14 protein-coding genes are annotated in these 13,692 nt (G+C 72.6%); 5 read left to right on the forward strand and 9 right to left on the reverse strand.

The window, feature by feature from the left end:
- Positions 1–126: 126 nt before the first annotated feature.
- The gene (locus F9B16_RS42935; RefSeq protein ID WP_151546016.1) at positions 127–1,716 is read left to right on the forward strand and encodes a GMC family oxidoreductase; all 1,590 of its coding nucleotides are present in this window, start codon (positions 127–129) and stop codon (positions 1,714–1,716) included.
- Between the two features lie 19 nt (positions 1,717–1,735).
- Here F9B16_RS42935 and F9B16_RS42940 read toward each other — a convergent pair whose 3' ends face one another.
- Positions 1,736–2,305: a TetR/AcrR family transcriptional regulator gene (locus F9B16_RS42940; RefSeq protein ID WP_225992449.1), complete on the reverse strand. Its 570-nt coding sequence runs from the start codon at positions 2,303–2,305 to the stop codon at positions 1,736–1,738.
- 82 nt (positions 2,306–2,387) lie between these two features.
- On the opposite strand from F9B16_RS42940, the gene F9B16_RS42945 reads away from it, so the two are divergent.
- Positions 2,388–3,344, forward strand: coding sequence for a zinc-binding dehydrogenase (locus F9B16_RS42945; RefSeq protein ID WP_151546018.1), 957 nt, complete (start codon positions 2,388–2,390; stop codon positions 3,342–3,344).
- Positions 3,345–3,933: 589 nt separating this feature from the next.
- Here F9B16_RS42945 and F9B16_RS42950 read toward each other — a convergent pair.
- Positions 3,934–4,488: a TetR/AcrR family transcriptional regulator gene (locus F9B16_RS42950; RefSeq protein ID WP_192809265.1), complete on the reverse strand. Its 555-nt coding sequence runs from the start codon at positions 4,486–4,488 to the stop codon at positions 3,934–3,936.
- A 70-nt stretch (positions 4,489–4,558) separates the two neighbouring features.
- On the opposite strand from F9B16_RS42950, the gene F9B16_RS42955 reads away from it, so the two are divergent.
- Complete coding sequence (locus tag F9B16_RS42955) at positions 4,559–5,239, forward strand: SDR family oxidoreductase (RefSeq protein WP_151546019.1); 681 nt, start codon at positions 4,559–4,561, stop codon at positions 5,237–5,239.
- A gap of 149 nt (positions 5,240–5,388) precedes the next feature.
- On the opposite strand, the gene F9B16_RS42960 is transcribed toward F9B16_RS42955, so the two are convergent.
- From F9B16_RS42960 to F9B16_RS42970, 3 genes are all read right to left on the reverse strand, one after another.
- Positions 5,389–6,888, reverse strand: a complete 1,500-nt coding sequence (locus F9B16_RS42960) for an aldehyde dehydrogenase family protein (protein ID WP_151546020.1) — start codon at positions 6,886–6,888, stop codon at positions 5,389–5,391.
- A gap of 109 nt (positions 6,889–6,997) precedes the next feature.
- On the reverse strand, positions 6,998–8,338 hold the full coding sequence (locus tag F9B16_RS42965; protein WP_151546021.1) for a carotenoid oxygenase family protein: 1,341 nt from the start codon (positions 8,336–8,338) through the stop codon (positions 6,998–7,000).
- 62 nt (positions 8,339–8,400) lie between these two features.
- Positions 8,401–8,988, reverse strand: a complete 588-nt coding sequence (locus tag F9B16_RS42970; protein ID WP_151546022.1) for a hypothetical protein — start codon at positions 8,986–8,988, stop codon at positions 8,401–8,403.
- Between the two features lie 100 nt (positions 8,989–9,088).
- Here F9B16_RS42970 and F9B16_RS42975 point away from each other — a divergent pair, with 100 nt between their 5' ends.
- The gene (locus tag F9B16_RS42975; protein WP_151546023.1) at positions 9,089–9,718 is read left to right on the forward strand and encodes a PadR family transcriptional regulator; all 630 of its coding nucleotides are present in this window, start codon (positions 9,089–9,091) and stop codon (positions 9,716–9,718) included.
- A 105-nt stretch (positions 9,719–9,823) separates the two neighbouring features.
- On the opposite strand, the gene F9B16_RS42980 is transcribed toward F9B16_RS42975, so the two are convergent.
- Positions 9,824–10,633 (reverse strand): NAD(P)H-binding protein, encoded by an 810-nt coding sequence (locus F9B16_RS42980; RefSeq protein ID WP_151546024.1) that lies wholly within the window; start codon positions 10,631–10,633, stop codon positions 9,824–9,826.
- Positions 10,634–10,742: 109 nt separating this feature from the next.
- Here F9B16_RS42980 and F9B16_RS42985 point away from each other — a divergent pair, with 109 nt between their 5' ends.
- Positions 10,743–11,381 carry a TetR/AcrR family transcriptional regulator gene (locus F9B16_RS42985; RefSeq protein WP_225992450.1) on the forward strand — a complete coding sequence of 213 codons (639 nt, stop codon included), beginning with the start codon at positions 10,743–10,745 and terminating at the stop codon, positions 11,379–11,381.
- Between the two features lie 2 nt (positions 11,382–11,383).
- On the opposite strand, the gene F9B16_RS42990 is transcribed toward F9B16_RS42985, so the two are convergent.
- The 3 genes from F9B16_RS42990 to F9B16_RS43000 all read right to left on the reverse strand — a co-directional run bounded on the left by F9B16_RS42990 (position 11,384) and on the right by F9B16_RS43000 (position 13,299).
- Positions 11,384–12,148, reverse strand: a complete 765-nt coding sequence (locus F9B16_RS42990) for a site-2 protease family protein (protein ID WP_225992451.1) — start codon at positions 12,146–12,148, stop codon at positions 11,384–11,386.
- A 116-nt stretch (positions 12,149–12,264) separates the two neighbouring features.
- Positions 12,265–12,849: a TetR/AcrR family transcriptional regulator gene (locus F9B16_RS42995; protein WP_151546027.1), complete on the reverse strand. Its 585-nt coding sequence runs from the start codon at positions 12,847–12,849 to the stop codon at positions 12,265–12,267.
- Between the two features lie 45 nt (positions 12,850–12,894).
- Positions 12,895–13,299 carry a DUF3224 domain-containing protein gene (locus F9B16_RS43000; protein ID WP_151546028.1) on the reverse strand — a complete coding sequence of 135 codons (405 nt, stop codon included), beginning with the start codon at positions 13,297–13,299 and terminating at the stop codon, positions 12,895–12,897.
- Positions 13,300–13,692 lie beyond the last annotated feature (393 nt).

A 13,692-nucleotide genomic window follows, 5' to 3' on the forward strand; every position in this document is an offset into this window, starting at 1 on the left:
CCATGGCCGTCACACTAGCGCCGGGCCGCGCGGACGGCGCGGGGCGGCGCCGGGCGGCCGGGGCGGCGCGGCCGGGCGGCCGGACGGCCCGGTGACGTTGGAAAACCGTTCGGTAGTGTTCGTTTCGTGTACGACTACGTGATCGTCGGTGCGGGCAGCGCCGGCTGCGTGCTGGCCGCGCGGCTGTCGCAGGACCCGTCGGCGAAGGTGCTGCTGCTGGAGGCCGGGCCGCCCGACGACGCGCCGGAGATCCGCATCCCGGCGGCGGTCGCGAGCCTGATCAAGGGCCCGTACGACTGGGACTACACGACCGTCCCGCAGGAGCACGCCGCCGGCCGCGCCGTGTACTGGCCGCGCGGCCGGACCCTCGGCGGCAGCTCGTCCACCAACGCGATGATCTACATCCGGGGCAGCCGGTACGACTACGACACCTGGCGCGACGCCCACGGCTGCGACGGCTGGGGCTACGAGGACCTGCTGCCCTACTTCCGCCGCGCCGAGGACCAGCAGCGCATCGCGACGCCGTACCACGGCACCGGCGGCCCCCTCCGCGTCGAGGACCTGCGCTACAAGCACCCGCTGACGCAGGCGTGGGTGCAGTCGGCGAAGGCGTTCGGCCTCGCCGCGAACCCCGACTTCAACGGCGCCGACCAGGACGGCGTCGGCTTCTACCAGGTCACCCACAAGCGCGGCCGGCGCTGGTCGGCCGCCGACGGCTACCTGCGCCCGGCGCTGCGGCGGCCCAACCTCACCGTCGTCACCGACGCGCTCGCCACCCGCGTCCTGATCGAGAACGGCCGCGCGGCCGGCGTCCGGTACGAGGCGCGCGGCGAGACCGTCGAGGCGCGCGCCTCGACCGAGGTGATCCTGTCCGGCGGCTCGGTGAACAGCCCGCAGCTGCTGATGCTGTCCGGCATCGGCCCCGCCGCCCACCTGCGCGAGCACGGCATCGACGTCGTCGTCGACACCCCGGTCGGCCAGGGCCTGCAGGACCACCCGTTCGTCAACGTCATGTTCGCGACCCCGCACACCAAGGCGCTGTGGGAGCTGGCGAACGCCCGCACGTTCGCGCTCTACACCGCCCTCGCGCGCGGCCCGTACGCGTCCAACCTCGCCGAGGCGGGCGGGTTCGTCCGGACGGTCGACGGCCTGCCCGCGCCCGACCTGCAGTACCACGTGCTGCCCACCCCGTTCGTCGACCAGGGGCTCGTCGAGCCGTCCCAGCGGCTGCTGTCGGTCATGGTCACCGCGATCGCCGTCGCGAGCCGCGGGTCGCTGACGCTGCGGTCCGCCAGCCCGTACGCCAAACCGCTGATCGACCCCGCGTACCTCGCCGACAAGGCCGACCTGGACGTCCTGGTCGCGGGCGTCCGGCAGGCCCGCGAGATCGCCGCCGTCGGCCCGCTCGCCCAGCTCGCCGGCGGCGAGCACGCGCCCGGCGAGCGCGTCCAGGACGACGAGGAGCTCGCCGCGTTCGTCCGCCGCGAGTGCGCGACGCTGTTCCACCCGACGAGCACCTGCGCGATGGGCGGCTCGGACGGCGCCGTCTGCGACCCCGAGCTGCGCGTCCGCGGCGTCGACGGCCTGCGCGTCGTGGACGCGTCCGTCATGCCGTCGGTGCCGCGCGGCAACACCAACGCCCCCACGATCGCGATCGCCGAGCGCGCCGCCGACCTGATCCGCGGCCGGGCCCCGCTCCGCCCGGCGAACCGCTGACCAGCGCGAACACCGGCGTTCAGGACGGGTCGGCGCCCGCCCGCCGCAGCAGGGCGGCCGCCATCTCGCCGGTCCGCGCGGCGATCTCGTCCGGCGGCATGTCCCGGCCGTGCTCCAGCCACCAGGTGATCGACTGGACGAACATCGCGCCGAGCACGGTCGGCACCAGGCCGTCCGCGGACGCCCGCGAGCACGGCCCGGGACCGGCGAGGTGCTCGGTGACCATGGCGGCCAGCGAGCCGCGCATCCGGTCGGCGAACCAGGGGCTGCCCTTGCGGCCGAGCAGCGCGCCGTACAGCCGGTGGTACTCGCCGATGTGCTCGAAGAACGCGGTCCAGCGCTCGCGCGGCGGGCGCTCGTCGCCGCCGACGGTGCCGAACAGCGCGTCCATCGCCTCGTCGAAGACCTGCTCGACCAGGTGGTACTTGTCCCGGTAGGTGCGGTAGAACGCGGCGCGGCTGACCATCGCGCGCTCGGTGATCTCGCCGACGGTGACCCGTTCGAGGCCGCGCTCGCCGATCAGGTCGATCAGCGCCTCGCGGAGCAGGGTGCGCGTCCGGCGGACCCTCAGGTCCTCTTTGCGAGGCAATTTCCGGCTCCTGTCTCGCCTGGGACGGATCGCCCACCTTGCAGCTTGTGGACAGGTCCTCCCATACGAGACACATTGTCTCATGAAAGCCATCAAGGTCCGTGCCTTCGGAGCACCCGACGTCCTGCGCCTCGAAGAGGTCCCCGACCCCGTCCGCGCGGAGGGCCGGGTGCTGATCTCCGTCGACTACTCGGCCGTCCTGTTCGGCGACGTCATCGTCCGTTCGGGCCGCCACCCGTTCCCGCTGCCGTACGTCCCGGGCATCGAGGTCGCCGGGCGCGTCGCCGAGGCGGACGACCCGTCCCTCGTGGACCGCCGCGTGGTCGCCACCACCCTGCAGAACCGCGGCGGCTACGCCGAGCTCGCCGTCGCCGAGGAGAGCGGCGTCTTCCCCGTCCCCGACGCCCTGGACCTCCGGACCGCCCTCACCGCCTTCCAGGCCGGTGCCGTCGCGCTGGAACTGCTCGCCGGGACCGGCGTCCAGGCGGGCGAGACGGTCCTGGTCACGGCCGCCGCCGGACGGGTCGGCTCGCTGCTCGTCCAGCTCGCCAAGGCGGCCGGGGCGCGCGTCGTCGGCGCCGCGCACGGGGAGGCGAAGCTCGCGGCCGTCGCCGGGTTCGGCGCCGACCTCGCCGTCGACTACGGCGCGGAGGGCTGGGCGGACGAGGTCGTGGAGGCCACCGGCGGAGGAGCGGACGTCGTCCTCGACGCGGTCGGCGGCGAGACCGCCGCGCGGGCCATGGACGCGGCCGCCGCCGGGCGGGGCCGCATCGGGATCTACGGATTCACGTCGGGGGAGTGGGCGCCGCTGGACGCCCGCGCGATCGGTGCCCGCGGGCTCACGGTCGTCGGCGCGCTCGGGATCGCGTTCGCCAAGCCGCCGGCCGAGCGGCGCGCCGCCGCCGAGCGGGCGCTGGAGGCCGCCGCGTCCGGCGCGCTGAGCCCCCGCGTCTACGCCGAGTTCTTCCTGGACGAGGCGTCCCGCGCGCACACGGTCCTGGAGGCGCGGGAGAACATCGGCGCGGTCCTTCTGAAATGAACCGGACGGCGGGCCCGGGAACGAGGAACGCCCCCGTCGGATGACGGGGGCGTTGGCGGATGGGGTCGCTGTGCGGGCGTCACCGCTTGAGCGCCTTCGCCAGGCGGGCGCGCCGCGCCTCGCGGGCCTCGGCCCGCAGCCGGCGTGCCCGGTCCTCTCCGGCGATCCTGATGAACTCGTGGCTGATCATGGTCGGCTCCCTTCGCTCGTGTCCGGTCGGTGCGGTCAGGACGGGTCGTGCGTCAGCGCTTGAGCGCCTTGGCGAGGCGGGCGCGGCGGGCGTTGCGCGCCTCGGCCTGCCGCTCGCGTACGCGGTCGGCGATGATGACCCGGCTGATGTCCGTGCTGTACATGCCCTGCTCCTTGTCTCCGCCGGGCCCTCTTGGCCCGACATGTACAAGGTTCGTCCTAAGGCCCCGGGGCCCACATCGGGACGACGCCCTATTCGCGCGCCTTAGGACGCCTTAGTTCGCGGCGCCTGGGACTGAGTCGCCTTAGGGGGCGGTGTACGGGGCGCCGGGATGCCTTAGGAGGGCCGTCCGGGCTCAGGAAACGGGGCCGTCCGGCTCAGGAAACGGGGCCGTCCGGCTCAGGAAACGGCGCGGACGAGGAGGTCGGTGAGGGCGCGCCCGGCGGACTCGTCCAGCGGCGCGTGGTCGAGCATGAGCCGGTACCACAGCACGCCGTAGACGACGTCCATCAGCAGCTCGGGGTCGGTGCCGGCGGCGATCTCGCCGCGCTCGGCGGCGCGGTCGAGGATGCCGCGGAGCGCGGCGCGGCGGGCGAACAGGAACCGGTCGCGGAACGCGCGGGCGAACGCGGGGTCGAGCAGCGCCTCGGCCATCAGGCCGATGAGGACGGGCCGCTGGCCGCGCTGCCGGAACGTCGCGGCGAGGAACTCGGTGAGGTCGCCGGGCAGGGAGCCGGTGTCGGGGACGGTGATGCGCTCGTCGGCGAGCTCGACCAGCCCGTCCAGGACGACGTCGGCCTTGGACGGCCACCAGCGGTAGATCGTCTGCTTGCCGACGCCGGCGGTCGCGGCGATGCCCTGCATGGTGAGGGCGGCGTAGCCGTGCTCCTGGAGCTCGCTCATCGCGGCGTCGAGGATCGCGCGCCGTGCCGTCTCGCTGCGTGGCCGTCCCATCCGGGCAGTTTACAAGACGCCGCGTCTCGATTTAGTATCGAGACGCTACGTCTTGAAATGGAGGCGCGGGATGCGCGTTGTGATCATGGGCGGCACGTCCGGCATCGGGCTGGCCGCCGCGGAACTGCTGGCGGCGCGGGACGCCGAGGTCATCGTCACCGGGCGCGACCCGGAGAAGTTCGCCGCGGTCAAGTCCGCGGCCGCGGAACGGGTCGACGGCACCGACGAGGAGGCGGTCGCCGCGTTCTTCGAGCGGACCGGCGAGATCGACCACCTGGTGCTCGCCTTCAGCCCCGGCGCCGTCGGCATGGGCCCGATCGGGCAGGCGCGGCTGGCCGACGTCCGCGCCGCGTTCGACGGGAAGCTGTTCCCGTACCTATCGGCGATCCAGCACGCGAAGGTGACCGGGTCGATCACGTTCGTGTCGGCGGCGTCCGCCCGCGCGGCCCTGCCGGGCACGACGGCGCTCGCCGCGGTGAACGGCGCGATCGAGCGGATCGTGTCGCCGCTGGCCGCCGAGCTGGCGCCGGTCCGGGTGAACGCGGTCGCGCCCGGGGTGATCGACACCCCGTGGTGGTCGTTCCTGCCGGACGAGCACCGCGAAGCGCAGTTCGCCGAGGCCGCGGGCGGGCTCGCGGTCAAGCGCGTCGGCACCGCCGAGGACGTCGCCGAGGCGATCGCCTACCTCATCGGCGCGTCCTACGTGACCGGCACGATCCTCCCCGTGGACGGCGGCTTCACCGTCGCCTGACCCCGGCGCGCGGCGGCGCCCGCCCCGCAAGGCGGGCGCCGTCCACACGCGACGCCCCCGCGTTGCGGGTGTCACGCCTACGCGGCACCCCCGGCGAGGCGGGCGCCGCACTTACGCGGCGCCCCCGCGTTGCGGGCGCCGCCCTGTCTTCAGCGCTTGTAGCGGCGGCCGTGGATCATGTTGATCAGGCCGAGGACGCGCGCCATCTCCTTCTCGGTGCGGCCGAACGAGGTCAGGTTCATGGTGGCGAACCGCTGCCGGGTGATGGCCTTCGGGCGGGCGAACTCGCGCAGCCCGTCCGCGCCGTGGATGCGGCCGAAGCCCGACTCGCCGACGCCGCCGAACGGCAGCGCCGCGACCTGCGCGAACGCGGCGAACGCGTTGATGGACGTCATCCCGGAGCGCATCCGGCGGGCGGCGTCCATCGCGCGGGCCCTGCTGCCCGAGAAGATCGTCCCGGCGAGGCCGTAGCTGGTCCTGTTCGCCTTCTCGACCGCCTCGTCCAGGTCCTTGACGCGGTGGACGGTGATCGTCGGGCCGAACGTCTCCTCGCAGACGGCGGACGAGTCGTCCGGCACGTCGGTGAGCACGACCGGCTCGACGTAGGGCTTGCGGACCGACTCGGCGCCGCCGACGACGGCCTTGCCGCCCCTGTCGAGGGCGTCCTTGATGTGCCGCTCGATGATGTCGAGCTGGCCCGGCATGGTGATCGGGCCGTAGGCGGCCTCGCGGTCGAAGCCGGGCCGCAGCTCCTTCGCCCTCTCGGTGATCTTGCCGAGGAAGCGGTCGTAGACGTCGTCCAGCACGTAGATCCGCTCGACGCCGATGCAGGTCTGGCCGGCGTTGGACATCGCGCCCCACAGCGCGGCGTCGGCGGCGGCGTCGAGGTCGGCGTCGGAGTCGACGATGCAGGCGTCCTTGCCGCCGCACTCGGCGACGATCGGGGTGAGGTTCTCGGCGCAGGCGGCCATCACCCGCTTGGCGGTGCGGCCGGAGCCGGTGAAGGCGATCTTGTCGACGTCCGGGGAGGAGGCGAGCGCGGCGCCGGTCGGGCCGAGGCCGGTGACGACCTGCAGCACCGGGTGCTCGGGGACGACGCCCTCGACCAGCTCGGCGAGCAGCAGCCCGACGCCCGGGGTGAACTCCGACGGCTTGAAGACCACGGCGTTGCCGGCGGCGAGTGCGTAGGCGATCGAGCCCATCGGGGTGAAGATCGGGTAGTTCCACGGGCCGATCACGCCGACGACGCCGAGCGGCTGGTACTCCAGCTCGCAGCGCTGGTTGATGGCCATGAGCCCGGGGTAGACGGTGCGCGGGCCGAGGACCTTCCGCGCGTTGCGGGCCGCCCAGTCCAGGTGGGAGATCGCCATGATCGTCTCCAGCTGGGCGTCCTGTACCGGCTTGCCGGTCTCCTGGTGGATGAGCTCGGCCATCCGGTTGAGGTTGCGGGTGAGCGCGCCCTTGACGTTCAGCAGCCGGAGGCGGCGCTCCTTCCAGCCGAGGGCGCGCCACCAGCCGGCCGCCTCGCGGGCCCGGCCGAGCGCCTGCGCGACGGCGGCGGCGTCGTGCACGGGGTGCTCGCCGACGACCTCGCCGGTGGCCGGGTTCAGGGACGCGAAGGTCTCGGTGCTCTCCGTGGCCACGGACATGCGGAACCTCCCGGGAGGAGCCTGGTAAGTGGTTACTTGCACTTGTGTACTCGCTAGTAAATCACTCTAGGCGGCCGGGTGTCCCCGCCCGGGCCGGGTCCGTGCCCGCTCAGGCGTCCGGGATCCAGCTGCCGTGGAATCCCGCCGGCACCCGCCGGGGCAGCCGGACGCTCGCCGTCCGCGACAGGTCCGCCGCGTCCAGGACGACGAGCTCGGCGCTGGACGGTCCGGAGACGATCGACAGCAGCCAGCCCTCGTCCTCCCCGCGCGCCCCCTCGGCGGGGACGAAGACCGCCTCGCCCACGGACGCGTCCTCCCCGAACTCCCGGACCGAGGACGAGCCGTCGCGCACGTCGTACTTCACGACGGCGTCCCCCGCGACCGTGTAGAGGAAACGGTGGCGGCGGCCGGTCCTGGCGTCGTCGTGGGTCGGGAACTCCACGTTCCGGTCGTCGAGCTGCTCCTCGCCGGCGCGCCCGGTGGCGGGATCCAGGGTCCAGCGGTACAGGTGCGCGCTCTCGGACCGGGCCGCGTCCTGCGCCGGGTCCGCCGAGCCGCCGATCTCCTTCCAGGTCGCGGCGAAGTCCTCGGGCCGGTACCGGACGGCGTCCAGCACGATCCGTCCGGCGGCGTCCTCGTGGGCGTTGCCGACGTGGAAGACGTAGCAGGGCTCGACGTCGAACCAGCGGACGTCGCCCGGCGCGTCCCGCCGCATGACGCCGAGCCGGGCGCCGTAGCCGTCGTCCCAGCGGAAGGGCATGCCCCCGCCGCCCAGCGCCAGGTCCAAGTCGAACACGACGGGCAGGTCCAGCCAGACCACGTGGTTCTCGGTGATCGCGAAGTCGTGCATCATCGTCGGGCCGGGGACCTCGATCTCGCGGCTCTCCACGACCCGCGACCCGTCGGCCGACAGCCGGTGGTAGGTCAGGTACGGCGGGAGGACGCCGTAGCCGAAGAACAGCAGCTCGCCGGTCACCGGATCCTGCTTGGGATGCGCGGTCATCGCGGTGGTGAGCGTCCCGCCGAAGTCGCACGGCCCGACCGTCCCGGCCTCCGGCGTCAGCTCGTACGGGAAGCCGATCTCGACCAGCGCGAGGATCCTGTCGCCGTGCGGGACGACATGGGTGTTGGCGGGCACGGCGGTGAGGTCGAGCGTCCCGTCGTCGCCGGCGAAGCGGGCGCTCTCGTCGAGGAACGTCCTGGTCCGCACCCAGCGGTTGCGGTACCACTCGGCGCGGCCGCCGCGCAGCCGCACGCCGTGGATCATCCCGGGCCCGGTGAACCAGTGGCCGCTCGGCCGGCCCGGCAGCGGGTTCGGGCCGTTGCGGAAGTACCGTCCGGTCAGCTCGGGCGGGAGCGCTCCGGTGACCTCCAGGCCGGTGGCGTCGATCTCGTCCGGGACGGGGGCGAGGGCGCCCTCGAGCCAGCCGGCGTTGCGCGTCGTCTCCATGTCCTGTCCTTCGCTGGGCGGGGCCGAGGGGCTCTACCTGGGCTTTCCCGGTGCGGGCGCGCTCATCGCACGGTTTCGCGGTCGATGCCGTGGCGGGCGAAGTACCGCTTCTGCGCGATCTCGGGGTAGCGGGCGGTGAACACGATCGGGACCGAGAAACCGGCGATCTTGACGGCGACGAGCAGCGCGGTGTTGTCCGGCGCCGCGTGCTGCACGTAGGCCAGGACGAGGGCCATGACGGTGAAGCTGACGGCCCAGACGATCGCGATGACCGTGGTGATGCGCTTGAACAGGTCCGTCGCGGCGATCTCGTCGGCGACGTCGCGGCGGCCGACGCCCTCGGTGAAGGGCCGTCCGGCGAGGACGGTGCCCCAGGCGGTGAGGGCGAGCCAGCCGATCGCCATGGACGCCCCGTAGTCCAGCAGGGACGAGTCGGGGGCGGCGAAGGCGAGCGCGGTCAGCAGCGCCATGAAGACGATGGTCGACAGTTCGAGGATCAGCGAGTCGAGCCGGTGGCCCTTGCGCAGGTCCTGGGCGAGGAGCACGAGCGCCGCCGCCAGGCCGGCCGCCGCGCCGGCCTGGTCGTTCCAGCCGCTCACCACGGCGAGCAGGATCCACGGGAGGAAGGTCCGGAGGTAGTAGAGCAGCATGGCGCGAGCCTCTCATCGGGAGCGACATTCCAAGTTCGACATGTCAGAAACTAGACGTGTCTACATCGACATGTCAATGCCGACGTGTCACAATCGAGGAATGAGCCTGCGACACGCGCTGCTGGGGCTGATCGCCGAGATGGACGGCGCCAGCGGCTACGACCTGATGAAGGTGTTCGAGATCTCGCTCGGGACCGTCTGGCAGGCGACCCAGAGCCAGCTCTACGGCGAGCTCGGCAAGCTCACGGACAGCGGCCTGATCGAGGTGTCCGCCGAGGGCCCGCGCGGCCGCAAGGAGTACGCGATCACCGGCGCGGGCCGGGACGAGCTGCGCCACTGGATGGTGGAGACCGACCCCAAGCCGCACCGCCGGGACGAGGTGCTGCTGCGGGTCTTCTTCCTCGACCAGATCGCGCCCGAGGAGGCCCTCGGCTACCTCGACCGGATGATCGACGCTCTCACCGGCCGGCTCGACGAGCTCGCCCGGCTCGAGGAGATCGTCCCGTGGGAGGAGGAGGGCGGCCTCACCGGCAACGGCCGGCTGACCATGGAGTACGGCAAGCGCTTCATGGCCATGCGCCGCGACTGGTTCGTCTGGGCCCGCGACCAGTACCGGGAACGCCGCCCCGGCACCGAGGCCGGCGCGTCGTCCGGCGCGGGCGGCTCGTCCGGCACGGGCGGCGCGGGCGGCGCTGGCGGCGCGTCCGGCACGTCGGGCCAGGGCGGCTGACGGGCGTACGGGCGTACGGCCGGGCAAGGCGGGGGCCTGCCCGGCCGTAGACGGCGGTGCCCTCCGCTCTCGGGCGGAGGGCACCGGTTCCGTGCGTCGCGGCCGTCAGAAGTGGTCCGCGGCCCACTCGGCGAACGTCCGGGCGGGACGGCCGGTGATGCGCTCGACCTCCGGCGAGATCTCCACGTCGCGGTCCACCGCCTCGGCGCGCACCCGCAGCAGCGCGTCCACGATCCCCTCGCGCATGTAGGGACGGCTCAGCATCTCCTCCCGCGCCTGCTCCGGCGAGATCTCCTCGAACCGGGCCGGGATCCCGGCGGCGGCGCCGATGATCTCGACCATCTCCGGGTGCGTGAGCGCCTCGGGGCCGCTGAGCACCGGCTTCGCGCCGACGAGACCGTCCGAGAGCAGGGCACGCGCGGCGACCGCGGCGATGTCGCGCTCGTGGATCGGCGCGCTGCGGGCCCGCGCGTACGGCTCGCGCACCGGCTCGCCCGCGCGGATCGAGGCCGCCCAGGCCAGCGCGTTGGTCGCGAACTCGCCCGGGCGCACGAACGTCCACTCCAGGCCGGTCGCCTCGATGGCCCGCTCGATCTCCAGGTGATGGGCGCCGATCGCGTTGCGCGGATCGTCGTCGAGCGCCGCCGACGACGACAGCATGACGATGCGCCGGACGCCGTGGTCGCGGGCGCGCTCCAGCGCGTCGCCCAGGCCGGTCCAGAACACGGCGGGGTTGAGGAACATCGACGTGACGCCGTCCAGCGGCATCTCGTCGGTACGGGCGACCTCCGCCTCGCCGGGCAGCCGCGCGGTCGCGGGGTCGCGGGTCAGCGCGCGGACCTTCGCGTCCGCGCAGAGCAGCTCGCCGACGAGGTGGCGGCCGACGTTGCCGGTGGCCCCGGTGACAAGGATCATCGTTCGGCTTCTCTCTCTGGGGGTGTGTCGCGTCCATCTTCAACCAAACGGATGAAGACGTCAAACAGCCGGATGTATGACGTCGTCAGCCAGGCGGTACGATGAGCGCGTGACGGAGGAGACCAGGCGGCCGCGGCGCGCGCCCGCACCGGGCGAGCGCAAGCTGGACGCCGAGCGGTCCCGGCGGCTGCTGCTCGACGCCGCCCTGGACGAGTTCGCCGCCAAGGGCTACGCGGGCGCCCGCGTGCAGGACATCGCCGACCGCGCCGGCGTCAACAAACAGCTGATCAACTACTACTTCGGCGGCAAGGAGGGCCTGTACCGGGAGATCGCCTGCCGCTGGCGCGAGACCGAGGCTCGCTTCAACGACCCGGAGATCGGCCTCGACGAGGTCCTGGTCCGCTACCTGCGGCACGCCCTCGACGACCCGCGCGGCACCCGGCTGAACGCCCTGCGCGGCCTCACCGGCACCTTCGACGGCGAACCGCCGATCGAGCGCGAGGACCTGTCGGAACTGGTCCGGCGCCAGGCCGAGGGCGAACTCGCCGACGACCTGGACCCCGCCGCCGTCATGCTCGTGATGATGGCCGTGGTCGCCGCACCCGTCGTGCTGCCCCTCGCCGTCCACCGCGTCTTCGGCGTCAGCCCCGAATCACCCGAGTTCCAGCAGCATTACGCCGAACAGCTCCGCCGCATCGTCCGCCACCTCGCCGGCGGCCCCCGTCCCGCGGACGGCGCCGGGACCTAGCGTCAGCTCTGCCAGAACATGAAGAGCGAGTGGCCTGCCTCGATCTCCATGGCGTTGATGCCCAGGGCGTCGGTGATGTGGTAGATCAGCCGGAAGAACTCCCGGTTGACCGGCTCGATCCACAGCAGCGCGATCAGCCCCAGGAAGACGTAGCCGCCGTACCCGCTGACCTGGTCGACGAAGCGGCGCGGCAGGTACGGCTCGATGATCCCGAAACCGTCCAGCCCGGGGATCGGCAGCAGGTTCAGCAGAGCGGCGGTGACCTGAAGGAACGCCAGGAACGCCAGGCCGAGCCAGAACACTCCGTGCTCCCTGGAGACGAAGTTCTTGAAGATGACCGCCAGCATGATCGCGAAGACGACGTTGGACAGCGGGCCCGCCGCCGACACCAGGCTGTGCCGCAGCCGCCCCGGAATGCGGTGCCGCTCGATCCACACCGCGCCGCCCGGCAGGCCGATCCCGCCGAGCAGGATGAACACCACCGGGATCAGGAAGCTCAGCAGCATGTCGGAGTACTTGAGCGGGTTCAGCGTCAGGTACCCCTTCGCCGCCACGCTCCGGTCACCGGACCGGTAGGCGATGTAGGCGTGCCCGAACTCGTGCACGCACAGCGACAGCACCCACCCCGCGATCACGAACCCGAACAAGGCGATCCGGGCCGGCTGCGGAGGAAGGTGGTAGTAGGGCAACCCGCCGTACTTCCAGGCGATCAGGCCGCAGATGACGGTCGCCGCCACGATCACGAGGAACACCGGGCTCGGCTGCACCGCCGAGCGCCTCCGCCTCGTGAAATCCGCAACCATCGCCCCGACCCCTTCCGGTCCGCGCCGTCGATTCCTTGCAAGCTACCGTCTCGTAGGTGCGGACACGCCCCCGCGCCGGATCAGAGCCCCGCGATCCCCGGCACCACGTACGTGCGCAGGAAGCGGCGCAGGTCGTCCGGCTCCCGCTCGCGGTCCATCACGATCAGCGACGTGATGATCCGGAACAGGAACTCCACCGTCCCCTCGACCTCGATGTCGGGACGCAGCGTCCGCTGCCGCTGCGCCTGCTCGAAATAGGGCCGCACATAGTCGCAGCACAACGCCAGGACGTGCTCCGCCGCGCCCGCCACCGCCGCCTGCATGTGCCCCGCCGCCTCCGGCACCAGGAAATGCGCGATCGTCGGCTCGTTCCGGACGTACTCGACCGCGTCCATCGTGCCCTCGACGATCGCCTCCGGCACCGACCGCTCGCGGCGCAGCCGCACCGCCAGCCGATCCAGGAAACGGTGCAGGTCACGCACCACCACCGCGAGGATCAGCTCGTCCCGCCCGCCGCTGACCGCCCGGTACACCGTCGCCCGCGACAGCTTCGCCGCCGCGGCGATGTCCTCCACCGTGGTCTTCGCCACGCCGAACCGGGAGAAGCACGCCTCGGCGGCGTCGATGATCCGCTCGCGCGTGGCGTCGGTACTGACCGGGGGCATGGCCGAAACATTACCGGCAGGCGCGGCGCCGCTACCCGCCGCGCGTCAGTCCAGCGTGTACTCCAGCGACCAGGTGTGCCCGCCGTCGGTGACGGTGATCTGCCCGACGCCGCGGATCCCCGCCAGCTCCCCGGTCCCGGACGTCGGCACGATCAGCCAGCGCAGCCACTGCGTGCCCGGCGTGCCGTCCTCGGTGCCCGCGCTGTGCTGCAGCACGAACGTCCCCTCGCGGCCGTGCAGGATCCCCTGCACGTGCTCGATCCCCACGTACGCCACCGGCCCGGCCGCCGACTCCACCGTGATCAGCTCGGTGGTGCTGGTGCCGACCAGGTCGCCGTGGAACGTCTTGCGGACGTGCACCCGCGTCAGCTTGTTGCCGCCCTGCTCGTCGTAGGGCTTCTCGGCTTCCCACGCGTCGATGTCGAAAGCGCCGCTCGCTTGGAAGGTCATGTCCGACATGATGCCCGCCGCCCCCGACACCGGGCGAGCCCTGCCGTCCGACCACGCCGAGGAACGGACGGATCAGCAGTCCTCCTCATCATGGAACGAGCCCATGTCGCCCGCCCTCGGCGGTTGGAGCTTGGTGCTCGGTCTGGTGGTCAGTGCTCGGTGCTGGTGGTCAGTGCTCGGTGATCGGGTGCATTAAAAGAGGGGGTGTTCGGGTGCCTCGACGAGAGGGGTGTGCGGGTGACCTTGGATGCAGGTGTGCGGGGGAATGGCAAGAGGGGTGTTCGGGTGGTGGGGTGGCGCTTGCGTACGGGGCCGCCCCTCCAAAGTCAAGGGCGCCTTCGGCGTCGCTTCGCGATGGACTTCGTCCACCCTTGACTTTGGAGCCTCTGCGGC

It is taken from the genome of Actinomadura montaniterrae, assembly GCF_008923365.1.
In the GTDB taxonomy this organism is placed as follows: Bacteria; Actinomycetota; Actinomycetes; order Streptosporangiales; family Streptosporangiaceae; genus Spirillospora; species Spirillospora montaniterrae.